Source organism: Aeromonas sp. 600724 (assembly GCF_049175135.1).
GTDB lineage: Bacteria > Pseudomonadota > Gammaproteobacteria > Enterobacterales > Aeromonadaceae > Aeromonas > Aeromonas veronii_A.
Genome location: NZ_JAAKUM010000023.1, coordinates 26,254 through 53,241, shown reverse-complemented (window position 1 = coordinate 53,241; position 26,988 = coordinate 26,254). Strand labels below are relative to the sequence as shown.

At 61.8% G+C, this 26,988-nt stretch carries 20 protein-coding genes; 13 read left to right on the top strand and 7 right to left on the bottom strand.

The window, feature by feature from the left end:
- The first annotated feature begins 28 nt into the window (after window positions 1-28).
- The 11 genes from hslU (at window position 29) to mgtE (ending at window position 14,299) form a co-directional block, all read left to right on the top strand.
- Entirely contained in the window at window positions 29-1,357 is a 1,329-nt protein-coding gene (gene hslU / locus G5168_RS18935; RefSeq protein WP_227341621.1) for an HslU--HslV peptidase ATPase subunit, read from the top strand.
- A 268-nt stretch (window positions 1,358-1,625) separates the two neighbouring features.
- Entirely contained in the window at window positions 1,626-2,267 is a 642-nt protein-coding gene (locus G5168_RS18930; RefSeq protein WP_201995017.1) for a TetR/AcrR family transcriptional regulator, read from the top strand.
- A gap of 85 nt (window positions 2,268-2,352) precedes the next feature.
- A complete protein-coding gene (gene hlyD, locus G5168_RS18925) occupies window positions 2,353-3,321 on the top strand; it encodes a secretion protein HlyD (RefSeq protein ID WP_421231160.1) in 969 nt (322 codons plus the stop codon).
- Window positions 3,318-5,087 (top strand): ATP-binding cassette domain-containing protein, encoded by a 1,770-nt coding sequence (locus G5168_RS18920; protein WP_421231161.1) that lies wholly within the window; start codon window positions 3,318-3,320, stop codon window positions 5,085-5,087. The genes hlyD and G5168_RS18920 overlap by 4 nt, the downstream gene beginning before the upstream one ends.
- Window positions 5,084-6,193, top strand: a complete 1,110-nt coding sequence (locus G5168_RS18915) for an ABC transporter permease (protein ID WP_213320503.1) — start codon at window positions 5,084-5,086, stop codon at window positions 6,191-6,193. The genes G5168_RS18920 and G5168_RS18915 overlap by 4 nt, the downstream gene beginning before the upstream one ends.
- A 3-nt stretch (window positions 6,194-6,196) precedes the next feature.
- Window positions 6,197-7,285 carry an ABC transporter permease gene (locus G5168_RS18910; RefSeq protein WP_005355575.1) on the top strand — a complete coding sequence of 363 codons (1,089 nt, stop codon included), beginning with the start codon at window positions 6,197-6,199 and terminating at the stop codon, window positions 7,283-7,285.
- 296 nt (window positions 7,286-7,581) lie between these two features.
- The gene (nirB, locus tag G5168_RS18905; RefSeq protein ID WP_421231162.1) at window positions 7,582-10,128 is read left to right on the top strand and encodes a nitrite reductase large subunit NirB; all 2,547 of its coding nucleotides are present in this window, start codon (window positions 7,582-7,584) and stop codon (window positions 10,126-10,128) included.
- On the top strand, window positions 10,128-10,445 hold the full coding sequence (gene nirD, locus G5168_RS18900; protein ID WP_039039697.1) for a nitrite reductase small subunit NirD: 318 nt from the start codon (window positions 10,128-10,130) through the stop codon (window positions 10,443-10,445). The genes nirB and nirD overlap by 1 nt, the downstream gene beginning before the upstream one ends.
- 57 nt (window positions 10,446-10,502) lie before the next feature.
- Window positions 10,503-11,315 (top strand): nitrite transporter NirC, encoded by an 813-nt coding sequence (gene nirC / locus G5168_RS18895; RefSeq protein WP_005340778.1) that lies wholly within the window; start codon window positions 10,503-10,505, stop codon window positions 11,313-11,315.
- Between the two features lie 12 nt (window positions 11,316-11,327).
- Entirely contained in the window at window positions 11,328-12,728 is a 1,401-nt protein-coding gene (gene cysG / locus G5168_RS18890) for a siroheme synthase CysG (RefSeq protein ID WP_421252575.1), read from the top strand.
- A gap of 146 nt (window positions 12,729-12,874) precedes the next feature.
- Entirely contained in the window at window positions 12,875-14,299 is a 1,425-nt protein-coding gene (gene mgtE / locus G5168_RS18885) for a magnesium transporter (RefSeq protein WP_219296754.1), read from the top strand.
- Window positions 14,300-14,379: 80 nt separating this feature from the next.
- Here mgtE and G5168_RS18880 read toward each other — a convergent pair whose 3' ends face one another.
- Window positions 14,380-15,321 (bottom strand): hypothetical protein, encoded by a 942-nt coding sequence (locus G5168_RS18880; RefSeq protein WP_421252574.1) that lies wholly within the window; start codon window positions 15,319-15,321, stop codon window positions 14,380-14,382.
- A 364-nt stretch (window positions 15,322-15,685) separates the two neighbouring features.
- Here G5168_RS18880 and G5168_RS18875 point away from each other — a divergent pair, with 364 nt between their 5' ends.
- Window positions 15,686-17,677 carry a bifunctional 2',3'-cyclic-nucleotide 2'-phosphodiesterase/3'-nucleotidase gene (locus G5168_RS18875; protein WP_421236183.1) on the top strand — a complete coding sequence of 664 codons (1,992 nt, stop codon included), beginning with the start codon at window positions 15,686-15,688 and terminating at the stop codon, window positions 17,675-17,677.
- 266 nt (window positions 17,678-17,943) lie between these two features.
- On the opposite strand, the gene G5168_RS18870 is transcribed toward G5168_RS18875, so the two are convergent.
- From G5168_RS18870 to G5168_RS18855, 4 genes are all read right to left on the bottom strand, one after another.
- Window positions 17,944-18,909, bottom strand: a complete 966-nt coding sequence (locus tag G5168_RS18870; protein ID WP_005342529.1) for an ABC transporter permease — start codon at window positions 18,907-18,909, stop codon at window positions 17,944-17,946.
- Window positions 18,910-18,911: 2 nt separating this feature from the next.
- On the bottom strand, window positions 18,912-20,030 hold the full coding sequence (locus G5168_RS18865) for an ABC transporter permease (RefSeq protein ID WP_005357011.1): 1,119 nt from the start codon (window positions 20,028-20,030) through the stop codon (window positions 18,912-18,914).
- Window positions 20,030-21,595 (bottom strand): ABC transporter ATP-binding protein, encoded by a 1,566-nt coding sequence (locus G5168_RS18860; RefSeq protein WP_075116180.1) that lies wholly within the window; start codon window positions 21,593-21,595, stop codon window positions 20,030-20,032. The genes G5168_RS18865 and G5168_RS18860 overlap by 1 nt, the downstream gene beginning before the upstream one ends.
- An 85-nt stretch (window positions 21,596-21,680) precedes the next feature.
- A complete protein-coding gene (locus tag G5168_RS18855; protein WP_005340803.1) occupies window positions 21,681-22,679 on the bottom strand; it encodes a BMP family lipoprotein in 999 nt (332 codons plus the stop codon).
- A gap of 507 nt (window positions 22,680-23,186) precedes the next feature.
- On the opposite strand from G5168_RS18855, the gene uvrD reads away from it, so the two are divergent.
- Window positions 23,187-25,358 carry a DNA helicase II gene (uvrD, locus tag G5168_RS18850; RefSeq protein WP_005340805.1) on the top strand — a complete coding sequence of 724 codons (2,172 nt, stop codon included), beginning with the start codon at window positions 23,187-23,189 and terminating at the stop codon, window positions 25,356-25,358.
- A 465-nt stretch (window positions 25,359-25,823) separates the two neighbouring features.
- On the opposite strand, the gene G5168_RS18845 is transcribed toward uvrD, so the two are convergent.
- On the bottom strand, window positions 25,824-25,970 hold the full coding sequence (locus G5168_RS18845; protein ID WP_158653277.1) for a hypothetical protein: 147 nt from the start codon (window positions 25,968-25,970) through the stop codon (window positions 25,824-25,826).
- A 413-nt stretch (window positions 25,971-26,383) separates the two neighbouring features.
- Window positions 26,384-26,914: an REP-associated tyrosine transposase gene (locus tag G5168_RS18840; protein ID WP_421252579.1), complete on the bottom strand. Its 531-nt coding sequence runs from the start codon at window positions 26,912-26,914 to the stop codon at window positions 26,384-26,386.
- Window positions 26,915-26,988 lie beyond the last annotated feature (74 nt).

Sequence of the window (26,988 nt, the reverse complement as noted above, 5' to 3'; positions counted from 1 at the left end):
TGCCCGCCCCGGATACAGGAACACCATCATGTCCGAGATGACCCCGAGAGAAATCGTCCACGAGCTGGATCGTCACATCATTGGTCAGGCCGATGCCAAGCGTGCCGTTGCCGTTGCCCTGCGCAACCGCTGGCGCCGGATGCAACTCAACGAAGAGATGCGCCATGAAGTGACCCCGAAAAACATCCTGATGATCGGCCCGACCGGTGTCGGCAAGACCGAAATCGCCCGTCGTCTGGCCAAACTGGCCAACGCCCCCTTCATCAAGGTGGAAGCGACCAAGTTCACCGAAGTGGGCTATGTCGGCAAGGAAGTAGACAGCATCATCCGCGATCTGACCGATGCCGCCATCAAGCTGGTGCGCGAAACCGAGATGGAGAAGATGAAATATCGCGCCGAGGAAGCCGCCGAAGAGCGCATCCTCGACGCCCTGCTGCCCAACCCGCGCAACACCTGGGGTGAGGAAGAGAAAGCCGACAACTCCAACACCCGCCAGATCTTCCGCAAGAAACTGCGGGAAGGTCAGCTGGATGACAAGGAGATCGAGCTGGAACTCTCCGCCTCCCCGATGGGCGTCGAAATCATGACCCCGCCGGGCATGGAAGAGATGGCCAACCAGTTGCAGGGGCTGTTCCAGAACCTGGGCCAGAGCCAGAAGAAGAAGCGCAAGATCAAGGTCAAAGAGGCCATGAAAGCGCTGATCGAAGAGGAAGCTGCCCGTCTGGTCAATCCGGAAGAGCTGAAGCAGAAAGCGATCGCCGCGGTCGAGAACAACGGCATCGTCTTCCTCGACGAGATCGACAAGATCTGCAAGCGTGGCGAGAGCTCGGGCCCCGACGTCTCCCGTGAAGGGGTACAGCGCGACCTGCTGCCGCTGGTTGAAGGTTGCACCGTCAACACCAAGCACGGCATGGTCAAGACCGACCACATCCTGTTTGTCGCCTCCGGCGCCTTCCAGATCGCCAAGCCGTCCGACCTCATCCCCGAGCTGCAGGGCCGTCTGCCGATCCGCGTCGAGCTGACCGCCCTGACCACAGATGACTTCGAGCGTATCCTGACCGAACCGAACGCCTCCCTGACCGATCAGTACAAGGCGCTGATGGCCACCGAAGGGGTCAACATCGAGTTCACCCAGGATGGCATCCGCCGTCTGGCCGAAGCGGCCTGGCAGGTCAACGAGCGTACCGAGAACATCGGTGCCCGTCGTCTGCACACCGTGATGGAGCGCCTGATGGAAGATATCTCCTATGACGCCTCCGAGAAGTCCGGTGAGACCTTTGTCATCGACACCGACTACGTCAACGCCCACCTCGGCAAGCTGATTGAAGACGAGGACCTGAGCCGCTTTATTCTGTAAGCGCGATCGATGGACCTGAAAACGCCTCCCTTGTGGAGGCGTTTTTATTTCCCTGCCACCCATTTCATCCCGCCTCCGTCGCCCGGACTCTAGCCCTATCTGCGGCGATCCATTCAATCCCAAGGCGCTTTCATACCTCCCCTTACGAAAGCCCACCGTTTTTCATCCCTGCTGAAATCTGCTCAAAAAAAGATCTATCAACTTCTGTGTGATTGATTTATACATACGTATAAATCAGATCGAAAGCTGCGCAACAGGAACCCGAAAGATGAATCCAACCCGGCAGAAACTGCTCGATACCGGCCTCGCCATCGCTACCGAGAAAGGGCTGCGCGGCCTGACGGTGCGCGAGCTGGCGGCGGCGGCCGAGGTGAACCTCGGCTCCTTCGTCTACCACTTCGGCAACCGCGACGCCTTTATCGACGAGCTGGTGGAGCTCTGGTACGCCCCCCTCTATGACGAGCTCAAGGCGGTGGCAGCCAAAGGCTCCTACCCCTCCGCCATCGCCATGTTCGAGGCGACCATGGAGGCGCTGATCGGGCTGGTGGCGCGCCAGCGCGGCTTTATCAACCACCTGTTTGGCGATGCGCTGGCGGGCGAAGGGGCGGCCCAGCGCTTTCTGCTCAGCCTGCCGCGCCGCCATCCCCTGCTGCTGATCGAGCAGGTACGGATGGCACAGGCGGAAGGGTCGCTGGTCGCGGGTCACCCGCTCCAGCTGATGATCTTCATCATGGGGTCGGTCGGCCTGCCGTTGGTGATCGCAGGCAGCGGTCGTCAGCTCGGCTGGCTGCCCGAACAGGCAGCCCCCTTTCTCAGCCAGATAGACAACCCCGAGGCCGCCAGACAGCGGCTGGTATGGGCCCTGCGCGGCCTGCGCCCCACCGACATCAAAGAAGGAGACGCTGCATGAAACAACGCATCGCGATGGCAGCTCTGCTGCTGGCCGCTCTCAGTGGTTACCTCTGGTTGCAGTGTCCTCTTCAAGGAGAAACGGTATGAAGCAACGCATTGCCATCGCAGCCCTGCTGCTAACCGTTATCGGTGGCTACCTCTGGTGGCAGGGGCGCCCCGCCGACGGCTCCATCCTTTACGGCAATGTCGATATTCGCGACGTCAATCTGGCCTTTCGAGTCGGCGGTCGCGTCGATCAGGTGCTGGTCGATGAGGGCGATAGCGTAAAAGCCGGTCAACTGCTGGCCCGCCTCGATCCGATTCCCCTCACCCACAGCCGCGACAGCGCCCGCGCCAATCTGGCTGCGCTCACTGCCGCCAACACCTTGATCCACAAAGGCTATCGCAGCGAAGAGACCGACCGCGCCCGGGCCGCACTGGACGCCGCCGAGGCCGCTGCACTGGAGGCAGACCAGCAGTGGCGCCGCCAGATCGCATTGGCAGCCACCGGCGCCATCTCCCGCGGTCAGCTCGATACCGCCCGCTCCCAGCGGGATCAGACCCGGGCGCAGGTGCGCTCCGCCCGCGAGCAGCTCGCCCAGCTCGAAACCGGCTACCGCCCGGAAGAGATTGCCCAGTCCGATGCCCAACTGGAAGGGGCCAAAGCGGCGCTCGCCAGTGCCGAACTGGCGCTGGCGGATGCCAGCCTGACCGCCCCCAGCGACGGCATCATCATCAGCCGCGCCGTCGAAAACGGCAGCATGGTGCAGAGCGGTGCAACCGCCTTCAACCTCTCCATGACCGCACCGGTCTGGGTGCGCGCCTATGTGGAGGAGCCCTGGCTCGGCCACTTCCCGAGCGGCGCCAAGGTGACCCTCACCACCGACTCGCGGCCGGATCAGCCCTATCACGGGGTAGTGGGCTTTGTCTCGCCGACCGCCGAGTTCACCCCGAAATCGGTGGAGACGCCGGATCTGCGCACTCACCTCGTCTACCGGCTGCGTATCGTGGTGCAGGACCCCGACCCGGCCCTGCGCCAGGGGATGCCGGTCACCGTCAGGCTGGCGCCATGAGCTGCGCCATCTCTATTGAGGGGCTCACCAAACGCTTTGGCGAGCGGGTCGCCCTCAACGCCATCTCGGCCACCATTCCGGCTGGCGGCATCACCGGGCTGGTCGGCCCCGACGGCGCGGGCAAGAGCACTTTGCTGCGCCTGCTGGCCAGTCTGCTGATCCCCGAAGCGGGCACCATCCGGGTGCTGGGGCTGGACCCGGTGAGCGAGGGGGATCTGCTGCGCCAGCGCCTCGGCTACATGCCCCAGCAGTTCGGCCTCTACGAGGATCTCAGCGTGCTGGAGAACCTCACCCTCTACGCTGACTTGCGCGGCGTACTGGAGCCCGAACGCACCCCTACCTTCGCACGGCTGCTCGCCTTCACCGACCTCGCCCGCTTCACTGCGCGACCCGCAGGCAAGCTCTCTGGCGGCATGAAGCAGAAGCTCGGGCTGGCCTGCGCCCTGCTCGGCACCCCGGATGTGCTGCTGCTCGACGAACCGGGGGTCGGGGTCGATCCCATCTCCCGCCGCGCCCTCTGGCAGATGGTACGCGAGCTGGCCAAGGGAGGGATGACGGTGCTCTGGAGTACCGCCTATCTCGATGAGGCGGAGCTGTGCGACCACGTGCTGCTGATGGCGGATGGCGAGGTGCGCACCAGCGGCACCCCGGCCGATCTGATGGGGGCCATGGCCAGCCGCTGCTGGCTGCTGGAGGCGGGGCAACTGGATGGCCGCGAGCGGCGCGCCCTGCTGCGCCGGGCACTGGCTCACCCGGCAGTGATGGATGGCGCGGTGGCGGGGGAGCGGGTTCGCCTGCTGCTGCACCCGGGCATGACGCCCCCGCCGCTCCCGGAGCTGCATCTCGCCAACGGCACCTTTCAACCGGCCCAGCCCCGGCTGGAGGATGCCTTTATCGACCTGCTCGGCGGCGGCCCCGGTGGGGAGTCGAGTCTGGCAGCCGGGATGCGGGAAGCCGAACTGCCGCAGGGGGTCTCCCCCGAGGCGGTGATCGAGGCGCGCCACCTCACCAAGCGGTTCGGCGATTTTGCCGCCACCGATGATGTCAGCTTTGCAGTGCGCCGCGGCGAGATCTTCGGCCTGCTCGGCCCCAACGGGGCGGGCAAGTCCACCACCTTCAAGATGGAGTGCGGCCTGCTGCGCCCGAGCGAGGGACAGGCGCTGGTGACCGGCATCGATCTGGCCCACAGCCCCTCGGCGGCGCGCCAGCGCCTCGGCTACATGGCGCAGAAGTTCTCCCTCTACAAGCAGCTTACCGTAGCGCAGAACCTCTCCTTTTTCGCCGGTATTTACGGCCTGTTCGGCCGCCACCAGCAGACGCGGATCGACGCCATGGTGACTGCCTTTTCCCTCGCCCCCTGGCTCGATCAAAAGGCGGAATCCCTGCCGCTCGGTCTGCGCCAGCGCTTATCGCTGGCCTGCGCCCTGCTGCACGAGCCGCCGCTGCTGTTCCTCGACGAGCCCACCTCCGGGGTCGATCCGGTGACCCGGCGCGAGTTCTGGTCGCACATCAACGCGCTGGCCGACCACGGCGTCACCGTGCTGGTCACCACCCATTTTATGGACGAGGCGGAGTATTGCGACCGCATCGCCCTCATCTATCGCGGCAAGCTGCTGGCGCTCGGCACCCCGGACGATCTCAAAGGGCTGGCCGCCAAAGAGGCGGCGACCTCTTTGCCAACCGGCTCCTTGCCGACCTGTTCTTTGCCAACAATGGAAGAGGCCTTTATCACCCTGGTCGAGCGGGCCAGCGAGGAGGACGCATGAGCATCAACCGTCGGCGACTGCTGGCCCTCTGCCGCAAGGAGACGCTGCAAATCGTCCGTGACCCGAGCAGCATCCTCATCGCCTTCATCATGCCGGTGGTGCTACTGGTGGTGATGGGTTACGCCATCAATCTGGATGTGGACCATCTGCGCCTCGGCATCTGGCGTACCGATAGCGGCGCCCCAGCGGTGCGGCTGGAGCAGGCCCTGCGCGGCTCTACCGCACTGGAGATCCACAGCGGCCCGAGCAAGGAGTCCCTGCTCGCCAGTCTGGCCCGTGGCGAGATCCGCGGCCTGCTGGTGATCGACGACGGTTTCTCCCGCGCGCTGGCCGGTCAGGGCAATGGCACGCCGCAGGCGCTGCTGCTCACCGACGGCTCCGAGCCCAACACCGCCAACTTCGTCACCAACTATGTGCAGGGGATCTGGCAGGGGTGGCTCGCTGGCGAGGGGGTCGCCATGCCGGTGTCGATAGAGAGCCGCGCCTGGTTCAATCCGGCGCTGGTGAGCCGCAACTTTCTGGTACCGGGCTCCATTGCGGTGGTGATGACCATCATAGGCGCCCTGCTCACCTCGCTGGTGGTGGCGCGGGAGTGGGAGCGCGGCACCATGGAGGCGCTGCTCGCCACCCCGGTCACCAAGGGGGAGCTGCTGCTCTCCAAACTGTTACCCTACTATGGCCTCGGCATCATCGCCATGCTGCTCTGCCTGCTCTTCTCGGTGGCGGTAATGGGCGTGCCATGGCGCGGCTCCCTGCTGCTGCTCTTTCTGGTCACCAGCGTCTTTCTCGGCAGCGCGCTCGGACTCGGGCTGTTCCTCTCCACCGTGATGCGCAGCCAGTTCAATGCCGCGCAGGCAGCGCTGATCGCCGCCTTTCTGCCCGCGGTGATGCTGTCGGGCTTCGTGTTCGAGATCGCCAGCATGCCGCCTTGGCTTCGGGCCATCACCCACCTCATTCCGGCCCGTTACTTCGCAAGCTCGCTGCAGACCCTCTATCAGGCGGGCAGCGTCTTCTCGATCCTGCTGGTCAACGGTTTCTGTCTGCTGCTGCTGGCCGGTTTCTGGCTGGCCCTGACCGCCCGCAAGACGCGGCGCACTCTGGAGTAACCCATGCTGATCCGACTCTGGTGGCTGATCCGAAAAGAGCTGCAGGCCCTGATGGGCAATACTCAGGGGCGCTTTCTGCTCATCATGCCGGTGCTGCTGCAGACCGCCCTCTTCCCGTTCGCCGCCACTCTGGAGGTGACCGGCAACACGCTGGCCATCTACAACCAGGATGGCGGTGCCCAGAGCCGCGAGCTGCTGGAGCGCCTCACCCATATGCCCGCCTTCACCACCATCATCCCGGTGCAAGGCGAGGCGGGCATGACCGAGGCCATCACCGGGCAGCAGGCACTGCTCGGGCTGATTATTCCAGGGGATTTCTCGCGTCGGCTGGCGCGGGGCGAACCGGCCAAGGTGCAGCTGATCATCGATGGCCGCCGCTCCAACGGTGGTCAGGTGGCGGCTGGCTACATCAGTCAGGTGATCGCCCGCTGGCAAAGTGAGGGCAAGGGGCAACCCGAGCTGGCGGTACGCAACCTCTACAACCCCAACGTCGAGTTCCACTGGCATATCCTGCCAGCGCTGGTGGCCATCATCACCACCACTGGCTGCCTGATTGTCACCGCCCTCTCGGTCGCACGGGAGCGAGAAGAGGGCACCTTCGATCAGCTGCTGGTCTCCCCCCTCACCGCGGGCTGGATCATGGCGGGCAAGGCGGTGCCCGGCATCATGGTGGCGGTGGGGCAAGGGTGCATAGTCGCGCTGGCCGCCCGTTTTGTCTTTCACCTCCCCTTTGCCGGCAGCCTCAGCCTGCTGATGGCGGGCATGGTCTGCTACGGGCTGGCACTGGCCGGGATCGGGCTCTTCATCTCGTCGTTCTGCTCGACCCAGCAGCAGGCCTTTCTCGGGGTCTTCTCCTTCACCGTCCCGGCGGTGATCCTCTCGGGCTACATCTCGCCGGTGGAGAACATGCCGCAGGTGTTCCAGTGGCTGGCGGCCATCGACCCCCTCACCCACTTCATCGTGCTGCTCAAGGGGGTCTTCCTCAAGGGGTTTGACTGGTCGGCCGCCTGGCCCCTGCTCTGGCCGCTGCTCGCCATCGCCGGCGTCACCCTGTCGCTGGCGCTCGCCATGTTCCGCCGCCATATCGCCTGACGCGCCACCTTGTTCAGCTGATGCCGGTCTCGCCCAGTGCGAGGCCGGCCATTTTCCGCCAGAAGTTTTCACTCCCCGGCCGTGGGTAAACCGGGCTTTCCCTCCACCATCCCTCACTCCAAGCCAGCGCAGAAATCATCAACTGGTATACCTATTTTTGTATATCTTTGAATTTTATCGAATTACCCCTGACGAGATATATAAATAGACACTTGATTTGCATCAATTGCCCGCCCCGACTGACTGGGTAGCCTAGCCCCAGAATGATGTTTTATTACTCCAAACTAGAGGCAATCATGAGCAAAGTCAGACTGGTCGTTGTGGGCAACGGCATGGTGGGGCACCGCTTCATCGAAGAGTTGATCGAGCGGGCCGAGCCGGGCCGCTACGAGATCACCGTCTTCGGTGCAGAACCCCGTCCCGCCTACGATCGCGTCCATCTCTCCTCCTACTTCTCCCATCACACCAGCGAAGATCTCTCCCTCGTCAAACCCGGCTTCTACGACAAGCACGGCATCCGCCTGCTGCTCGGCGAAGCGGTGAAAAAAATCGACAGGGCCAACCGCGAAGTGCACTCCAACAAGGGCACTGTGGTCGGGTACGACAAGCTGGTGCTGGCCACCGGCTCCTACCCCTGGGTGCCGCCCATTGCGGGCAGTCAGCACCACGAGTGCTTCGTCTACCGCACCATCGAGGATCTGAAAGCCATTCGCAGCGCCGCCAGGAGTGGCAAGAGCGGGGTGGTGATCGGGGGCGGCCTGCTTGGCCTCGAAGCGGCCGGTGCCCTCAAGGCGCTGGGTCTCGAGACCCACGTTGTGGAGTTTGCTCCGGTACTGATGGCCGAGCAGCTCGACGGTCAGGGCGGCCAGCTGCTGCGCCGCAAGATTGAATCCATGGGCGTGCAGGTGCACACCAGCAAGAGCACCAGCGAGATCCTGATGCATGGCGGTGAGCAGGCGAAACACCGCCTCGCCTTTGCCGATGGCAGCCAGCTGGAAGTGGATGTGGTGGTCTTCTCCACCGGCATTCGCCCGCAAGATACCCTCGGCCGTTACGGTGATCTCGCCATCGCCGAGCGCGGCGGCATCGTCATCGACGATCACTGCCTCACCTCAGACCCCGACATCTATGCCATCGGCGAGTGCGCCGCCTGGCAGGGCCGCTTCTTCGGGCTGGTAGCGCCGGGCTACAAGATGGCCCAGATCACCGTCGACCATCTGCAGGGCGGCGACAGCCGCTTCGAAGGGGCGGACATGAGCGCCAAGCTGAAACTGCTCGGCGTCTCCGTCGGCTCCATCGGCGATGCTCACGGCCGCACCCCGGGCAGCCACAGCTATGTGTTTCAGGACGATCAGGCTGGCGTCTACAAGAAGATCGTGGTGAGCGAAGACAACAGCCGATTGCTCGGCGCCGTGCTGGTGGGTGACGTGGAAGATTACGGCAACCTGCTGCAGATGATGCTCAACGCCCTGCCGCTGCCGAGCCACCCGGACACCCTGATCCTGCCCGCCTACGCCGGAGCCAAACCGACGCTGGGGGTGGATGCCCTGCCGGAAAGCGCCCAGATCTGCTCCTGCTTTGACGTCTCCAAAGGCGACATCGCTCAGGCGGTGGCCGAGGGTCACACCACCCTGGCCGCCATCAAGCAGCACACCAAGGCCGGAACCGGCTGCGGCGGCTGTGTGCCGCTCATCAGTCAGGTACTCAACGCCGAGCTGGTGAAGCAGGGCATCGAGGTCAACAACCACCTCTGCGCCCACTTCCCCCACTCCCGTCAGGAGCTGTTCCATCTGGTCAAGGTGGAGGGGATCAAGAGCTTCGACGAGCTGCTGGCCAAGCACGGTCAGGGCTATGGCTGTGAGGTGTGCAAACCGACCGTCGGCTCCATCCTCGCCTCCTGCTGGAACGAGCATGTGCTGAGCCCGCGCAACATCCCACTGCAGGACACCAACGACATCTTCCTCGGCAACATGCAAAAGGACGGCAGCTACTCCGTCATCCCGCGCATGGCCGGCGGTGAAGTGACCCCGGAAGGGCTGCTGGCGGTGGCCGAAGTGGCCCGCGACTACAAGCTCTACACCAAGATCACCGGCGCCCAGCGCATCGGCCTGTTCGGGGCTCAGAAGGATGACCTGCCCGCCATCTGGCGCAAGCTGCTGGCAGCCGGATTCGAGACAGGTCAGGCCTATGCCAAGGCGCTGCGTATGGCCAAGACCTGTGTCGGCAGCACCTGGTGCCGCTTCGGCGTGCAGGACAGCGTTGGCCTCGGGGTCTTCCTCGAGAACCGCTACAAGGGGATTCGCACCCCGCACAAGATGAAGTTCGGCGTCTCCGGCTGTACCCGCGAATGTGCGGAAGCCCAGGGCAAGGATGTCGGCATCATCGCCACCGATGCGGGCTGGAACCTCTATGTGGGCGGCAACGGCGGCATGAAACCGCGCCACGCCGATCTGCTGGCTTCTGACCTTGACCGCGAAACCCTCATCAAGCTGATCGACCGCTTTATGATGTTCTACGTCACCAGCGCCGACAAACTGCAGCGCACATCGGTCTGGCTCGGCAATCTGGAAGGGGGTGTCGACTACCTGCGCGAGGTGATCGTCGACGACAAGCTGGGGCTGGCCGAGACGCTGGAGCGCGATATCCAGACCCTCATCGACAGCTACGAGTGCGAATGGTCGCGCACCCTTAATGAAGAGGAGGCGCTCAAGCGCTTCAGCCACTTCATCAACAGCGACAAGCGTGACCCGGACGTCCAGTTCGTCAGCGAACGCGACCAGCACCGACCGGCGACCCCGGCCGAGCGCATCCCCGTCTACCAGATCGAAGTGGAAACCAAATGATGAAATTCGCCTGCCAACTCAACGACATCCTGCCGGGCACCGGCGTCTGCGCACTCATTGAGGGTCGCCAGATCGCCCTGTTCCGCCCGAGCGCGGCCGCCGAGGTGTTCGCCATCGACAACCGGGATCCCTTCTTCGCCGCCAACGTGCTGTCGCGGGGTTTGATCTGCGAACACGACGGCGAGCTCTGGGTCGCCAGCCCGCTCAAGAAGCAGCGCTTTCGTCTGAGCGATGGCCACTGTTTCGACAACCCCGCCATGTCGGTTCAAAGCTACCCCGTTGAAGTGCGCGACCAGCAGGTCTGGGTCGCTGTCTAAAGACAAATTCACTCTCTTTCGGGCTGCCTGTGGGCAGCCCTTTCAAGGACTCACAAGATGTACACGGAAACCATCAACAAGTGCGCCGCCAACGCGGCCCGCATCAACCGCTTCGAGCGCAGCGACAAGCTCGGCTTCTGGCTCAGCTCCGCCATGGCGGGGGCCTATGTGGGCCTCGGCATCATCCTGATCTTCACCCTCGGCAATCTGGTGGATCCCGCCATCCGGCCGCTGGTGATGGGGGCCACCTTCGGTATCGCCCTGACGCTGGTGATCATCGCCGGCTCCGAGCTGTTTACCGGCCACACCATGTTCCTCACCTTCGGGGTGAAGACGGGCAAAATCACCATGGCCGACCTGCTGCGTATCCTGCCGCAGACCTGGGCGGGCAACCTGATTGGCTCCGTTGTGGTGGCGCTCATCTACTCCTACGGCGGCAGCCTGCTGCCGGATGCGGGCAGTCTGGCCCACAAGGTGGCGCTGGCCAAGACCCAGGCTCCGGCCCTGACCCTGTTTATGAAGGGGATCCTCTGCAACTGGCTGGTCTGCCTCGCCATCTGGATGGCGCTGCGCACCGAAGGGGCCGCCCGCTTCATCGCCATCTGGTGGTGCCTGCTGGCCTTTATCGCCTCCGGCTACGAGCACTCCATCGCCAACATGACCCTGTTCGCCCTCTCCTGGTTTGGCGCCCACTCCGAGGCCTACACCCTGGGCGGCATCGGCCACAACCTGCTGTGGGTGACCCTGGGCAACACCGTCTCCGGCGTCCTCTTTATGGGCCTCGGCTACTGGTATGCCACCCCGAAAGCTGAACGCCCGGTTGCAGTGAGCGAGACCACCAGCACCGCCAACCAGACCCGAACCGCCTGATCCGGAGGCCCCATGGACTACTTGCCCATCTTTTGCCGACTCGACAACAAACCCGTGCTGCTGGTCGGCGGCGGCGAGGTAGCGGAGCGCAAGGCGCGCCTGCTACTGGATGCCGGTGCCCACCTCACAGTAGTCGCGACCGAGCTCGACCCCGAGCTGGCGGAACTGGCTGCCAACGGGAGCATCGAGTGGCTGGCCGGTGAATTTGTGCCGGAACAACTGGCGGGCAAGTGGCTGGTGGTGGCCGCCACCGATCGGCGCGAGGTGAATGCGCTGGTCTACCAGAGCGCCAATCAGGCGCGGATCTTTGCCAACGTGGTGGATGACCCGAAACGCTCCAGCTTCATCATGCCGTCGATCATCGACCGCTCGCCGCTGATGGTGGCCATCTCCTCCGGCGGCAAGGCACCTGTTCTGGCCCGGCTGCTGCGGGAAAAACTGGAAGCCCTGCTGCCGCAACATCTGGGGGCCGTGGCGACCTTTGCCGGTAGCCTGCGGGAGCGGGTCAAGGCCCGCTTCGCCAGCATGGGGGAGCGGCGTCGCTTCTGGGAGCGGCTGCTCGGAGCGGATCGGCTCGGTCAAGCGCTGGCCCGCGGTGATAGTGCCTCTGCCCACCAATTGGCCGACAACCTGTTTGCCGACGGGAGCCAGACCGGAGGCGAGGTGGTACTGGTGGGAGCCGGCCCCGGCGATCCGGGTCTGCTCACCCTGCACGCCCTGCGCCAGATGCAGCAGGCGGACGTGGTGGTTTACGACCGGCTGGTCTCGGACGAAGTGATGGCGCTGGTGCGCCGCGACGCCAAACGCATCTTCGTCGGCAAGCAGGCGGGCAACCACTGCGTGCCGCAGGAGGGGATCAACCAGCTCTTGCTGGAGGAGGCGAAGAAGGGGCAACGGGTGGTGCGTCTCAAGGGGGGCGATCCCTTTATCTTCGGCCGTGGCGGCGAGGAGCTGGAGACGCTGGTCGGCACAGGCATCGGCTTTCAGGTGGTGCCCGGCATCACCGCGGCCAGCGGCTGCGCCGCCTACGCCGGCATTCCGCTCACCCACCGCGACCACGCCCAGAGCGTGCGTTTCGTCACCGCCCACGGCAAGGGTGGCGCCCGGGATCTCGACTGGCCGCTGCTGGCCAAAGACAAACAAACCCTAGTGTTCTACATGGGGCTATCGAGCTGCGCCACCATCCGCGAGCAGCTGCTGGCCCACGGCAAGGGGGGCGACACCCCGGTGGCGCTGATCGAGCGCGGCACCCAGCCCTGCCAGCGGGTCATTCGCGGCACCCTTGATGAGCTGCCCGCGCTGGCGGTGGGGGTCGAGAGTCCTGCCCTCATCATGGTGGGCTCGGTGGTGACCCTGGCCGACCGGCTCGCCTGGTTTGGCGAGGCCCCGCAGCGCCAGCAAGCCCTCGCCTGAGGGATCCTCGGCAACTCGCCATGAGGCCACCAGCAGGTGGCCTCACTTTTACCTCCCTCTTCTCCCATCACGGTCATAACCTGTTGTTTTAAGTCTGGTATCCTATGGGCATTGAGCCCTTGGCTACCATCTCAGGAATTCATCCCATGTCTCTTCCCATCAAGAACAGCGCCCGGCAGCGCGCGGATGACAGATCCCGCATTCTCACCCTGCTGCTGCGCGATGATGCCCTCACCGACAGCCTGCTCGACCCGCAGGTGGTGCAGGATGCCGAGCAGCGCGATCAGACCAGCGAACTCACCACGCTGGTCAACGGGTTGCCCGCCGCCGACGTCGCCGATGCGCTGGAATCGCTGCCGCCCGATGAGCGTCATGCCCTGTGGGCGCTGGTGGAGGAGGAGAAACGCGGCCAGATCCTGGTCGAAGCGTCGGAGACGGTGTGGGACAGCCTCATCAGCGGGATGAGCGACAAGGAGCTGCTGCACGCCCTGCGCACCCTGGATATCGACGACCAGATCTATCTGGGCCAGTACCTGCCGCGCAACCTGATGGGGCGGCTGCTCACCTATATGGCCCCCGCCGACCGGGATCGGGTGCGGGAGGTGATCCGCTACGGCAAGCACACCGTCGGCGCCATGATGGACTTCGAGATCATCACCATCCGCCCCGAGGTGACGCTCGCCACGGTGCAGCGCTATCTGCGGCTGCGCGGCAAGATCCCCGCCAACACCGACAAGCTGTTCGTCATCGATCGGCGCAACCACCTGCTGGGGGAGCTGGCCCTCACCACTGTACTGCTGCACAAGCCCGCCACCTTGGTGAGCGACGTGATGGAGCGGGATCCGGTCACCTTCGATCCGGAGGATAACGACGAAGCGGCGGCCCGCACCTTCGAACGGGATGACCTGCTCTCCGCCGCCGTGGTGGATGGCAAGGGCAAGCTGATGGGCCGCCTCACCGTCGAAGAGGTGGTGGATCTGGTCTATGAGGAGAGCGACACCGACCTGCGCCGGATGGGGGGTATCAGCGAGGATGAAGACGTGTTCGCCCCGGTCTCCAAGGCGGTCAAGACCCGCTGGGCCTGGCTTGCCATCAACCTCTGCACCGCCTTTGTCGCCTCGCGGGTGATCGGCCTGTTCGAGCACACCATCTCCCAGCTGGTGGCACTGGCGGCCCTGATGCCCATCGTCGCCGGGATCGGCGGCAACACCGGTAACCAGACCATCACCATGATAGTGCGGGCGCTGGCGCTGCAGCACATTCAGGCAGGCAACCTCTCCTTCCTGCTGCTGCGGGAACTTGGCGTCGCCTTTATCAACGGGCTGGTGTGGGGCGGCACCATGGGCATCGCCACCTATCTGCTCTATCAGGATGCGGCGCTCGGCGCCGTGATGACCCTGGCCATGATGCTCAACCTGCTGGTGGCCGCCCTGATGGGGGTCATCATCCCCATGACCATGACCCGCCTCGGCCGCGACCCGGCAGTCGGTGCCAGCGTGATGATCACCGCCATCACCGACACAGGCGGCTTCTTTATCTTCCTCGGGCTGGCGACACTGTTCCTGCTGTAAACCGTGCGTTGAAAACAACAAGGGAGCCACTGGCTCCCTTGTTGTTTCAGGCGCGTTTGCCCGCCCCTGCCGTTAGCTGCTTATCGCTTGTCAGCGGTGATCAGCAAGCCATTGGTATCGGGGAAGCCGATGACCAACGCATCTTTTTTGGCATCCGTGGTATAGGTGGTGACATAGGCGACGCGGTTATCCATCGCCCGGGCCAGAGCAGCATTCCAGAGGTTTTCGATCGGCGTGGCGGCAGCGGATTGCTTGAAGTTGCACTTGCCAAATCCGGTCATGGTCAGCTTGCTCAACCCTGCAGTGGCACTCCCCTCGCCCACCAGCGTACAACCTGCCGCCGGGAACTCGATCGCCACCGTCAGCTTGCCACCGTTGTTGGTGGTATCCACCTTGCCCACAATGTCGCTGCTGAAGCCATCGCTGCCCGTGGCACTCCAGCTGGCCGTGGTCACCGCTTTGGTGGTCAGGGCCGTCACCGCCACATGACCGCTGAAACCGGAATAGATGGGGGAGTTGTCGGAGAACTTGGTGCCGGTCCGGGTGAAATCAAAAACCCAGCGCTTGATCTCCTTGCCCTGCAGATCGATGACCGGCTGATCCTGGAAGGTGATGAGGTTGTGGTCGTTGGTCACCGAGCTGAGCGCCGTGCTGGTGCCGAGCCGTTCGCTGTTGCGGATCAACTGCACCGGGTAGATCCCGTCTTTGTCGGCTTTCTGGTCAGCCTGACCCAGCCACTGGCTGTTGGTCTCGACCTTGCCCACCTGATGATCCACCCAGACACCCCAGTGCTGCAGGGTTTCACCCTTCGGGTAGACCAGCGCCAGACCATCCAGATCCTTGATCATGCGCGGTGTCGCCTTGTCGCCGTCGCGGCTCATCAGATTCGCTTGGTATAGACCCGCCTCCGGCAGAGCCAGAGGCACCCGCTTGGCGATGCTGTTGGCAGCTTTTTCGCTGTCACAGGCAGACAGGGCCGCAGCGCAGGCGATGGCCAGCAGCGCTCTGTTGTGCATTTTCATGAAGTTTTATTCCTTGCTGTCGCTTTGTAATTTTTTAGATGCAATCAATCGCCGCTGAATTTAAGGGAAAGGTCATCTATCAGTCGAATGGAGATCTGTAACCAACCATTACAGCCTCGCAGGAGCGGCAGACCGCTCCGCTTGCCCCGACCGCACAGCGGTGACGACAACAGGGTGACTAACAGTGAAATAGCATTGAGGGTGGCGGCCCTGAAGAAAGATAAAAAAAAGAGATTAAAATCAGAGCCATAACTCTATTAACAGGAAGGCAATTAACCCGAATTGCCAGCCGGCTCACAATAGGATTCTTTTGCTATCGATAGAATGCTCCACGCTGGCATACCCATAACAAGAGAATTCAACAATGAAAACCACCCTCAAACTGAGCGCGGTGGCAGTTATCTTTTTGCTGTCCGGCTGTGACGACAACAACTCTCAGGCCCCCGGTGATCTCACCCTGCGGCTGATCGAAACCTCTGATATCCACTCCAACCTGCTGAGCTACGACTACTACCAGAACAAGCCGGATGCCTCGCTGGGCTTTGCCCGCACCGCAGTGCTGATCCGCAAGGCCCGCGAAGAGAACGCCAACAACTTACTGGTCGACAACGGCGACCTGATCCAGGGCACCCCGCTGGCCGACTATATCCACGACCAGCAGGTCAAACAGCAGTGGTTGAGCAAGCAGACCCATCCCGCCATCAAGGCGCTCAACACCATGAGCTATGATGTCGGCAACCTGGGCAACCACGAATTCAACTTCGGTCTCGACTTCCTCTCGGAGACCCTGAAAGGGGCCAACTACCCCTACATCAACGCCAACGTCTTCCAGGCCGATGCCTTCAGCCGTGATGGCAAGGGCACCATCGACTGGAGCAAGCAGAAGTTCAAACCCTATGTGGTGCTGGATCGTCAGGTGAAGGATGCCAACGGCAATACCCAGACCATCAAGGTCGGTGTGCTGGGGCTGACTCCCCCCCAGATCACCCAGTGGGACAAGCGCAATCTGGAAGGCAAGGTGGTGGTGGCCGATATGGTCGAGACCGCCGAGCACTATGTACCCGAAATCCGCGCCAAGGGCGCTGACATCGTCGTGGTCGTGGCCCACACCGGCATCATAGGTGACCCGCGCGAACCCATGATGGAGAACGCCGCCCTGCCGCTGGCCAAGGTGAAAGGGGTTGATGCCCTGCTGCTGGGCCACGCCCACCGTACCTTCCCGGGTGACTACCCCAACATGACCGACGTGGACAACGAGAAAGGCACCCTGGCGGGGGTACCGACCGTGATGCCGGGCGTCTGGGGCAACCACCTCGGCATCATCGACCTGCACATGACCTGGAAAGAGGGTCGCTGGGAAGTGGCCTCCAGCCAGTCCCAGCTGCGCAAAATCGACAGCAGCGCCACCAGCACCGAAGATCAGGCGGTAGTCGATCAGGTCATTGCCGAGCACGAGCAGGCCAACCAGTGGCTGGACGAGCCCCTCAGCAAGATCACCAAGCCAATCCACAGCTTCTTCGCGCTGGTACAGGATGACCCCTCCATCCAGATCGTCAGCGACGCCCAGCTGTGGCACGCCAAGAAACTGCAACAGGATGGTCAGCTCAAGGAGAAATGGCCCATCCTCTCCGCCGCCGCGCCATTCCGTGGCGGTCGCAACGGCCCGACCGACTTCACCTATGTACCGGCTGGCGATATCTCCCTGCGCAACGTGGCCGACCTCTATGTCTACCCCAACACCCTGCAGGTGGTCGCCATCAATGGCGCGACCGTACAGGAGTGGCTGGAGAAGAGCGCCGTCCAGTTCAACAAGATCGATGCCGCCAGCACCGCCACCCAGTGGCTGGTGAACGAGAAGTACCGCACCTACAACTTCGACGTGATCGACGGGGTGAACTATCAGGTCGATGTGACCAAACCCGCCCGTTACGATGTGGATGGCAACAAGGTGAGCGACAGCTACCGCATCACCAACCTCACCTATCAGGGCAAGGCAATCGACCCGGCCCAGATGTTCTACGTGGTGACCAACAACTACCGCGCCAGTGGTGGTGGCAACTTCCCGGGCATCAACGCCAAGGTGATCGTCCATGAAGATCAGTTCGAAACCCGCGAAGTGCTCTCCGAATACCTCAAGGATCTGGCAGAGAAGAATCCGGCCGGTTTCGAGCCCCCAGCAGACAACAACTGGCAGCTGGCACCCCTGCCCGCCAATCTGGATCTGCGCATCTACAGCTCGCCACGCAGCGAGGCGCAAGCCCTGACCGGTGGCAAGCTGAACTATGTGGAGACCCTGCCACCCACCGATGCCAAACACCCCGGCTTTGGCGTCTACAAGCTGGTGCTGGCACCCTGAACCTCAGGGTTAATCCGGCAATAACCTCTGCAACCCCCTCCTGATACGAGGGGGTTTTTAATGGTACTGGCAGCGGGATATGCACCTGTAAGCCAGCCGCTCCCCGCAGCAACTCACGCAGCCCCTTTATCCCTTCACGCCATCGCCTCCCTCTATCACACCATCCAGATCCCGACTGATCTGTCCCATCCCGCCCATAAAAAAACAGGCCCACCGAAGTGGGCCTGCTCTTATTTGCTTGGGTGGGAGTATCGCGATAAAGGGCGCTACTCCCGCTCCTTCACATAGGGTGTACCAAGCGCCTTCGGCGCCACCGCGCGGCCGATAAAGCCGGCCAGCAGGAACACGGTCAGGATGTAGGGCAGTGCCTCGATGGCCTGCACCGGAATGGCGAAGCCGCCAATGCTGACCCCTTGCAGCCGGATGGCGACCGCATCGAGGAAACCGAACAGCAGGCAGGCTGCCATGGCATTCCAGGGGCGCCACTTGCCGAACACCAGCGCCGCCAGCGCCATAAAGCCCTTGCCCGCACTCATGTTGGGGATGAACTGGGCCGTCTGGGCGACCGCCAGATAGGTGCCACCGATACCGGCCAGCAGGCCGCCGATGATGAGCGCGGTGTAGCGCATCCGCACCACAGAGATACCGGCGGTATCGACCGCTGCGGGCGCCTCGCCCACCGCCCGCAGACGCAGACCGAAGCGGGTACGGAACATCACCCACCAGGCCAGCGGTACGCAGGCGAACGCCACGTACTCCAGCAGGGAGTGGCCGCTCAGCAGTTCGCTGTAGAGCTGGCCGATCACCGGCACATCCCACAGCTCCTTGGCATAGGGCAGATCGATGGGGGCGAAACGGGCATCACCGGAGAGCGCTGGAGTCTGGCCCCCCTGATCGAACCAGTAACGACCCAGGGTCACGGTCAGACCGGCCGCCAGAATGTTGATGGCCATACCGCTCACCACCTGATCACCGCGGTGGGTGATGGTGGCAAAGCCGTGCATCAGAGCAAACAGGATGGAAACACCCACCCCGGCACCCAGACCTACCCAGGCAGAACCGGAGACCGCCGCAGCCGCACCACTGGCGAACGCCGCCGCCAGCAGTTTGCCTTCCAGCGCGATGTTGACCACCCCGGAGCGCTCGCAAAACATGCCCGCCATGGCGGCCAGAATGAGCGGCGGCGCGGTACGGATGGTCGCATCCAGCATCAGGATCAGAATTTCAAACATGATCAGACTCCTTTAGCTTGCGCGGCTGAGCGGTTGGCAAACGCCAGATAGAGCTGCTCGATGCGCGGACGCATCATGTGCTCAAGGGCGCCACAGAACAGGATCACCAGACCCTGCAACACCACCACGATGTTGCGGTCGACACCGAATTCGAAGCTGAGCTCGGCTCCCCCCTGATAGAGGAAACCGAACAGCAGGCTGGCGATGATGACGCCGACCGGATGATTGCGCCCCATCAGCGCCACCGCGATACCGGTGAAGCCGAACCCTTCCACGAAGTTGAGCTTGATCTGGTGCAGCTCCCCCTGCAGCACGTTGAGGGCAAAGAAGCCCGACAGCATGCCGGAGATGACCATCGCCAGGATCACCACCTTGGGATAGGAGATACCGGCGTAGGCGGAGGCGCTTTGGCTGGCGCCGACCGAGCGGATCTCGTAACCCCAGCGGGTGTGCCAGATAAAGACCCACACCAGCGCCGCACAGATCAGCGCCCAGAAGAAGCTGATATTGAGCGGGCTGTTGGGGATCTCCATCCCGAACAGGTTCGCCAGCCCGCTCATCTTGGGCAGCCAGCTTGCTTCGGCAAACACCTTGCTCTCGGTCGCCATCGAACCGGGCGGCTTGAACACCTCCACCAGCAGATAGGCCATCAGCGAGGCGGCGATGAAGTTGAACATGATGGTGGTGATCACGATATGGCTGCCGCGCTTGGCTTGCAGCCAGGCCGGAATAAAGGCCCAGGCCGCACCGAACAGACCACCGGCAATGATGGAGAGCGGCAACAGCAGGGCAAACGGCAGCACATCGCCGAGCATCAGACAGACCAGACCGACACCGAGACCGCCGATATAGGCCTGACCTTCACCACCGATGTTGAACAGACCGGCGTGGAAGGCGACCGCCACCGACAGACCGGTAAAGATAAAGCCGGTTGCGTAGTAGAGGGTGAAACCGACCCCTTCACCGGTGCCGAACGCGCCGTACCACATGATCTTGGCGGCATCGACCGGGTTGATGTCGAGGTAGTAGAACAGAATGGCCGACACCAGGAAGGCCAGCAGGATGTTGACCGCAGACAAGACGCCTACGGAGACCCAGGCAGGAATACGTACTTGGCTCATCAGTGGGCCTCCTTGGCAACTTCGTCCGGCACTATGTTCGCCATCATCAGACCAATGGTGCGCTCATCCGCCTTGGCACCATCCAGCTCGCCGACGATACGACCATCGGCAATGACCAGGATCCGGTCAGCGAGGCTCATGATCTCGTCCAGCTCCACCGAGACCAGCAAGACGGCCTTGCCCTTATCGCGCATGGCGATGATCTGCTGATGGATATACTCGATGGCGCCGATGTCGACCCCGCGGGTCGGCTGGCCGATCAACAGCACATCCGGGTCCTGCTCCACTTCACGGGCGATCACCAGCTTCTGCTGGTTGCCACCGGAGAAGTTGGCGGTCTTGTGATCGGGATGGGGCGGGCGCACGTCCCACTTCTCCATCTTGGCCTGACAATCCTGCTGGATCGCCTCCTTGTTCTGCAGCCACCCCTTGTTGTATTGCGGGCGGCGGTGATAACCGAGAATAAAGGCCTCTTTCGCCTCGAAGCGGTTGATCAACCCCATCTTGTGGCGATCTTCCGGCACATGGCCGAGGCCGTAGTTGCGCACCAGCTCGGGATCGGCCGGGTGCTCAGCGCTCACCTTGTGCACGCCGCTGCGGCTGCTGATGGTGAAGCTGCCTTTGCTCGGCTTGAGAATGCCGCCAAGCAGACTGAGCAGTTCGGACTGGCCGTTGCCGGAGACCCCGGCGATGCCGACCACTTCACCGGCCCGCACCTCGAAGCTGACCGATTTGACCCGCTCCACCTTGCTGGCGTCGAAGTAGCTGAGCCCTTCGATCTTCAGCTTGGCTTCACCGGGCTGGGTTGGCCCCTTGTCGACCTTGAGGCGCACCTTGCGGCCCACCATCAACTCGGCCAGCTGCTCCTTGTCGGTATCCTTGGTGGCGACGTGTGCCACCATCTCGCCACGGCGCATGATGGAGACCTGATCGGTAATGGCCAGGATCTCCCGCAGCTTGTGGGTGATGAGGATGATGGTTGCCCCCTGATCCCGCAGCTTTTTCAGCACCTCGAACAGGTGATCCGCCTCTTGCGGGGTCAGTACCCCGGTCGGCTCGTCGAGGATCAGGATGCGGGCGCCGCGATAGAGCGCCTTGAGAATTTCGACCCGCTGTTGCAAGCCAACCGGCAGATCTTCGACCTTCTCGTGCAGCGGCACGTCGAGGCCATAGTCTCGCGCCAGTTCGCCCAGCAGCTTTTCGGCTGACGCCACGCTCTGCTGAAGGTGCCAGCCGTTCTCAGCGCCGAGGATGACGTTTTCCAATACGGTGAAGTTATTGACCAGCATGAAGTGCTGGTGAACCATGCCCACGCCTGCGGCAATCGCATCTTGTGAGCCATGGGGTTTGAAAGGATTCCCGTCGATCAGCATCTCGCCTTTGTCGGCATGGTAGAAACCATAAATGATGCTCATCAGGGTGGACTTACCGGCGCCATTTTCGCCGACAATGCCGTGGATACTGCCTTTGCGAACCTTAAGGTCGATCAGCTTGTTGGCGTACACTTCGCCGAACCGCTTATCGATACCTCTTAATTCGATGGCATAGCGATCTGTCTGGTCCATGATGCAGCCCTGCGTTTCATGAAATAAGACTAAAAACCGGCCCGTGCGGGCCGGTGGTGCGTTGAGAGTCGTAGCAACTATCTAATTAGTATTTGCAGGTGTTATCGCTCATGTAGTCATGAACCTTGACCTTGCCAGCGATGATTTCAGCCTTGATGGCATCTACCTTGGCTTTCATTTCCGGGGTGATCAGCTTCTCGTTGTCCTTGTCGAGTGCCCAATCCACACCGCCTTCGGCCAGACCCAGGTTCTTGATACCCGGCTTCCACTCGCCTTTGGCAGCGTCATCCCAGGTCTGGTAAGCGGCCAGACCCACAGACTTGACCATGGAGGTCAACATGGTGCCCGGTTGCAGGTGGTTCTGGTTGGAGTCCACACCGATGGCGAACTTGCCGCTGTCCTTGGCTGCCTGATAGACACCGATACCGGTACCGCCGGCTGCGGCGTAAACCACATCAGCGCCCTTGGCGAACTGGGACTTGGCCAGCTCGGCACCTTTCGCCGGGTCAGCAAACGCGGCCGGGGTAGAGCCCGCCATGTTCTGGAACACTTCGATCTTCGGATTGACGAACTTGGCACCCTGCTCGTAACCGCACTGGAATTTGCGGATCAGCGGGATATCCATGCCGCCCACGAAGCCGACCTTGCCGCTCTTGGAAGCGATGGCAGCCAGTGCGCCCACCAGGAAGGAACCTTCATGCTCCTTGAAGATGACGGACTGGACGTTCGGCTTGTCGACCACCATGTCGATGATGGTGAACTGGGTTTTCGGGAATTCGGTCGCAACCTTCTCTACCGCAGAACCCATGTTGAAACCGACCGCCACGATCGGGCCGTTGCCACGGCTGGCCAGACGACGCAGACCCTGCTCGCGCTGGGCTTCGTTCTGGGGTTCAAACTCTTTGACCTTGACGCCCTTGTCCTTGTTGTAGAGCTCGACGCCGTTACGGAACACGGCTTCGTTGAATGATTTGTCATACTTGCCCGCGGTGTCATAAATGACGGCTGGCTCGGAAGCAGCCTGAGCAGAGAGAGCAGCGAGAGTGAGGGAGGCCACAGTGGCCAGCTTGAGCACTTTAGTCACGATCGTATCCTTGATTGTTATTAAGTGAGGGAACTTGCTTGCCTGTCAGAGCAGGCTATCTAGCACGCAGGCTTACTCTAAGTCAGCCCCGATGCGGGTCAAGCAAATGATAAGGGAAAAACGTTTGCGTTAACGGTTTGAATTCTAAGCAAATAACCTTATAAGCAGTTGTTTTTTAGCTACTTTTCAGTTTTTTATGCTAACAACCAAAAGACCCAAACGACATTTCTCTTATTGTTCAGCAAGTTACTGTAAACCGTTTTCCCCTGTTATTCATCCAGCCCCCCGGCAAGCCCGTGATCCGGCTCGCAAAATCCCCACAAACCGCGCGAGCAAGGATTGGCTACAGCTGGAGACCTCCCCGTCCCGTTCTCTCTGCTCCAGCCAAAAATGGCCGCACCGGCCCCCCTGCAAGACCCCATCTCGCCCCTCCCCCCGAGTTTGGATTTGGTCTGGCAGGGGGGATGGCCGTATAATCCCCGCCTGTATAAATAAACAGGAGTGGTGATGGACGTTTCAACCCTGCTCGACGGGCTCAACGACAAGCAAAGAGATGCCGTTGCGGCGCCCCGCAGCAACCTGCTGGTGCTGGCCGGTGCCGGTTCGGGCAAGACCCGGGTGCTGGTGCACCGTATCGCCTGGCTGATGCAGGTGGAACGCTGTTCACCCTTCTCCATCATCGCGGTCACCTTTACCAATAAGGCGGCGGCCGAGATGCGCGGCCGGGTCGAGAAGGTGATCGGCGACGGCGTGCGCGGCATGTGGATCGGCACCTTCCACGGCATCGCTCACCGATTGCTGCGGGCCCACCATCTGGATGCTGGCTTGCCGCAGGATTTCCAGATCCTCGACTCCGACGACCAGTACCGGCTGATCCGCCGGGTGCTCAAGGCGCTCAACCTCGACGAGAAGCACTGGGCCCCGCGCGCCGTGATGGGCTACATCAACGGCAAGAAGGATGAGGGCTTGCGCCCCGGCGACATCGACCTCTACGGCGATCCCGTCACCCGCACCTATCAGCAGATCTACAAGACCTATCAGGAGACCTGCGATCGCTCCGGTCTGGTGGACTTCGCAGAACTCTTGCTGCGGGCCCACGAGCTGTGGCTCAACAAGCCGCACATCCTCGAGCACTACCGCGACCGCTTCCAGAACATCCTGGTGGACGAGTTTCAGGATACCAACGGCATCCAGTACGCCTGGCTGCGGATGCTGGCGGGCAACAGCGGCAAGGTGATGATCGTCGGCGACGATGACCAGTCCATCTACGGCTGGCGCGGCGCCAAAATCGAGAACATCCAGCGCTTCCTGACCGACTATCAGGGCGCCGAGACCATCCGCCTCGAGCAGAACTACCGCTCCACCGCCAATATCCTCAAAGCGGCCAACAGCGTCATCGCCAACAACGCCGAGCGCCTTGGCAAGGAGCTGTGGACCGAAGGGGCCGAGGGCGAGCCGATTTCGCTGTACGCCGCCTTCAACGAGGTGGATGAAGCCCGCTTCGTGGTCGGCCGCCTCAAGGATTGGAAGGAAAAGGGCGGCCTCCTGGCCGACTGCGCCATCCTCTATCGCTCCAACGCCCAGTCACGGGTGCTGGAAGAGGCGCTGATGCAGGACGCCATGCCCTATCGCATCTACGGCGGCCTGCGCTTCTTCGAGCGGCAGGAAATCAAAGACGCCATGGCCTACCTGCGGCTTATCAACAACCGTGGCGACGACGCCAGCTTCGAGCGGGTGGTCAACACCCCGACCCGCGGCATCGGCGATCGCACCCTCGAGATCCTGCGCGGCAACGCCCGCGATCAGGGGCTCAACCTGTGGCAATCGGCCAAGGCCCTGCTCAACGACAAGGTGCTGACCGGTCGCGCCGGCAACGCGGTGCGCGGCTTTGTCGAGCTGATCGACGCGCTGGAGGAGCAGGTCTCCCTGCTGCCGCTGCACCAGCAAGCGGATATCGCCATCCAGAACTCCGGCCTCAAGGCGATGTATCTGGCGGAAAAAGGCGAGAAATCCCAGGCGCGGGTAGAGAACCTGGACGAACTGGTCACCGCCTGCCGCCAGTACCAGCGCCCGGACGAGCTGGAGGATATGAGCGATCTCTCCGCATTCCTCGCCCACGCGGCGCTGGAATCCGGCGAGAATCAGGCGGACGAATATGCCGATGCGGTGCAGCTGATGACATTGCACAGTGCCAAGGGCTTGGAGTTCCCGCTGGTGCTGCTGGTCGGCGTGGAAGAGGGCATGTTCCCCAGCCAGCAATCCACCGAGGAGTCGGGCCGGCTGGAAGAGGAGCGGCGCCTCTGTTACGTCGGCATGACCCGCGCCATGGAGAAGCTCTACATCTGTTATGCCGAGAGCCGCCGCATCTACGGCCGCGAGATGTTCCACAAGCCGAGCCGCTTTATCCGCGAGATGCCCGCCGAGTGCCTGGAAGAGATCCGGCTGCGCACTCAGGTCAGCCGCCCCACCCAGTACGGTCGCTTTAGCCAGAACGAGGTGCAGCAGAGCTTCGACGCCAGCGGCATCAAGCTCGGCCAGCGGGTGCTCCATCCGAAATTCGGCGAAGGGGTGGTACTCAACTTCGAAGGGGTCGGCCAGCAGAGCCGGGTGCAAATCCAGTTCGACGACGTCGGCGCCAAATGGCTGGTGACGGCGTATGCCAGATTGGAAGCGCTCTGATTTTTCCTGCCTTTTGAAATAACCAACCCGGCTTAGGCCGGGTTGATTTTTATATGACCCATCGCGACAACTTTAAATACGCGATCGTCCGAATACGCTTCGCTATTCGAACCTACAGCTGTGTTTAAGCTGTGGAAGAACAATATTTGTCCCATATTGGACAAGGTATATTCAACTTAAGTTTGCTATTAAAAAAGCACCCTTTTCGCAAGCAAAAAAAGTTATTTAAATTTTCCATCCTTGATCGGGAGACTTGTATTTAGCGGAGCGGACGGATGAAAACCCGCTCAGTGTGAGTGGATACTCACAGACAGAGTGGGACTCACAATTTATCCACAGCACGCCAGTTATCCACACATTGCAACTATGTCTCTGCACCATTATCTTGTGTTACGAAGCGGCAGGAGCACCACATATAGTGGTTTTACATCAAATGAGGAGCAACTCATGGTGATAAACGAAGTATCAAAACCCTTCCCGGGCAAAACTATGTCCATCCCATGGCAAATGATGGAGGTTATCCATGCCAAAAAGACCACGACGTTCACGTCGTTCAACACCAAAGGCTACAAATGATAAAGCCACCCTTCCAAAGTGGATCAGGTGGCTCATATCAGGGTTCCTAGACGCTTTAAGGCAAAAGCTTGTAGGATTTGTGTTTTTACTTCTGCTTAGTGCAGTCCCGCACGATTACAACGATTACTCTTGGAGTACCAGTCCAGAGGCAATCAAAGTGCAATACTACCAGATCTAACCAGGGGCCTTCGGGCCCTTTTTTACACCCTTAACTTACAATTTGTGAGTCAAATGTGTAACCGGAATCATGGACAATCGTGACCTAGCCGTCAATGAAAAAATATCACTATTTGTGATACACCAACGTTCAGAGAAGCACAAAACCACAATATATTCATATTGTTAAATGACGCAGGACCGTAGGTTCGATTAGCGAAGCGTAATCGGACGATCGAGTAATCAGACGTTCGCGTAATCGAACGCTTACAACGGAACAACCCTTTAGGGGTTTACTCCAATCCCCCCAACACCCCAGCCCCCGACCCGCACCAATCCGGCGGATAGACGCCGCTCGCCACGTAACGATGGAAGGTGGAATACGGCCAATCGGCCACCCGCGTGACATGACCATGCTTGAGCGGGTTGATATGGACGTAATCCATATGGTGGCGGTAATCCTGCTCATCCCGGATCAGGTGTTCCCAATAATGGCGTTGCCAGATGCCCCGCTCCCCGTGGCGTAAGCGGGTCTGGCTGCGCCGCTCGTTCAGCGGCAAGGCACGGGAAAAGTGGCTTTTGATCAGCCGCCACCGCAGGGGGAAATCGGTGTCCCCTTCCGGCAATGAGAGAATGCAGTGGAGATGGTCTGGCAACACCACCCATGCGTGAATGGCAAAGGGATGAGCCTGTTGCACCTTGGTAACGCTTTGACGCAGCAGGTCAATCTGCTCCACCAGCAGCCGGTTGTTGCGCCGCTCCAGCAGGTTGACGGTAAAGAACCAAGTTCCGCCGGGCCACCATGCCCGCCGCCAGTTGGCCATCCCTTTCCCCTCATCGAGACCGAAAAGCCAAGCATAGCCTTGCCTCACTTCGATCTGCTTGCAGGCGTGATGGT

What these genes read in the sequence shown, in the direction of transcription:
- hslU (WP_227341621.1), top strand. Translation starts at nt 29, where the DNA reads ATGTCCGAGATGACCCCGAGAGAAATCGTCCACGAGCTGGATCGTCAC.
- G5168_RS18930 (WP_201995017.1), top strand. Translation starts at nt 1,626, where the DNA reads ATGAATCCAACCCGGCAGAAACTGCTCGATACCGGCCTCGCCATCGCT.
- hlyD (WP_421231160.1), top strand. Translation starts at nt 2,353, where the DNA reads ATGAAGCAACGCATTGCCATCGCAGCCCTGCTGCTAACCGTTATCGGT.
- G5168_RS18920 (WP_421231161.1), top strand. Translation starts at nt 3,318, where the DNA reads ATGAGCTGCGCCATCTCTATTGAGGGGCTCACCAAACGCTTTGGCGAG.
- G5168_RS18915 (WP_213320503.1), top strand. Translation starts at nt 5,084, where the DNA reads ATGAGCATCAACCGTCGGCGACTGCTGGCCCTCTGCCGCAAGGAGACG.
- G5168_RS18910 (WP_005355575.1), top strand. Translation starts at nt 6,197, where the DNA reads ATGCTGATCCGACTCTGGTGGCTGATCCGAAAAGAGCTGCAGGCCCTG.
- nirB (WP_421231162.1), top strand. Translation starts at nt 7,582, where the DNA reads ATGAGCAAAGTCAGACTGGTCGTTGTGGGCAACGGCATGGTGGGGCAC.
- nirD (WP_039039697.1), top strand. Translation starts at nt 10,128, where the DNA reads ATGAAATTCGCCTGCCAACTCAACGACATCCTGCCGGGCACCGGCGTC.
- nirC (WP_005340778.1), top strand. Translation starts at nt 10,503, where the DNA reads ATGTACACGGAAACCATCAACAAGTGCGCCGCCAACGCGGCCCGCATC.
- cysG (WP_421252575.1), top strand. Translation starts at nt 11,328, where the DNA reads ATGGACTACTTGCCCATCTTTTGCCGACTCGACAACAAACCCGTGCTG.
- mgtE (WP_219296754.1), top strand. Translation starts at nt 12,875, where the DNA reads ATGTCTCTTCCCATCAAGAACAGCGCCCGGCAGCGCGCGGATGACAGA.
- G5168_RS18880 (WP_421252574.1), bottom strand. Translation starts at nt 15,321, where the DNA reads ATGAAAATGCACAACAGAGCGCTGCTGGCCATCGCCTGCGCTGCGGCC.
- G5168_RS18875 (WP_421236183.1), top strand. Translation starts at nt 15,686, where the DNA reads ATGAAAACCACCCTCAAACTGAGCGCGGTGGCAGTTATCTTTTTGCTG.
- G5168_RS18870 (WP_005342529.1), bottom strand. Translation starts at nt 18,909, where the DNA reads ATGTTTGAAATTCTGATCCTGATGCTGGATGCGACCATCCGTACCGCG.
- G5168_RS18865 (WP_005357011.1), bottom strand. Translation starts at nt 20,030, where the DNA reads ATGAGCCAAGTACGTATTCCTGCCTGGGTCTCCGTAGGCGTCTTGTCT.
- G5168_RS18860 (WP_075116180.1), bottom strand. Translation starts at nt 21,595, where the DNA reads ATGGACCAGACAGATCGCTATGCCATCGAATTAAGAGGTATCGATAAG.
- uvrD (WP_005340805.1), top strand. Translation starts at nt 23,187, where the DNA reads ATGGACGTTTCAACCCTGCTCGACGGGCTCAACGACAAGCAAAGAGAT.
- G5168_RS18845 (WP_158653277.1), bottom strand. Translation starts at nt 25,970, where the DNA reads ATGAGCCACCTGATCCACTTTGGAAGGGTGGCTTTATCATTTGTAGCC.
- G5168_RS18840 (WP_421252579.1), bottom strand. Translation starts at nt 26,914, where the DNA reads ATGGCCAACTGGCGGCGGGCATGGTGGCCCGGCGGAACTTGGTTCTTT.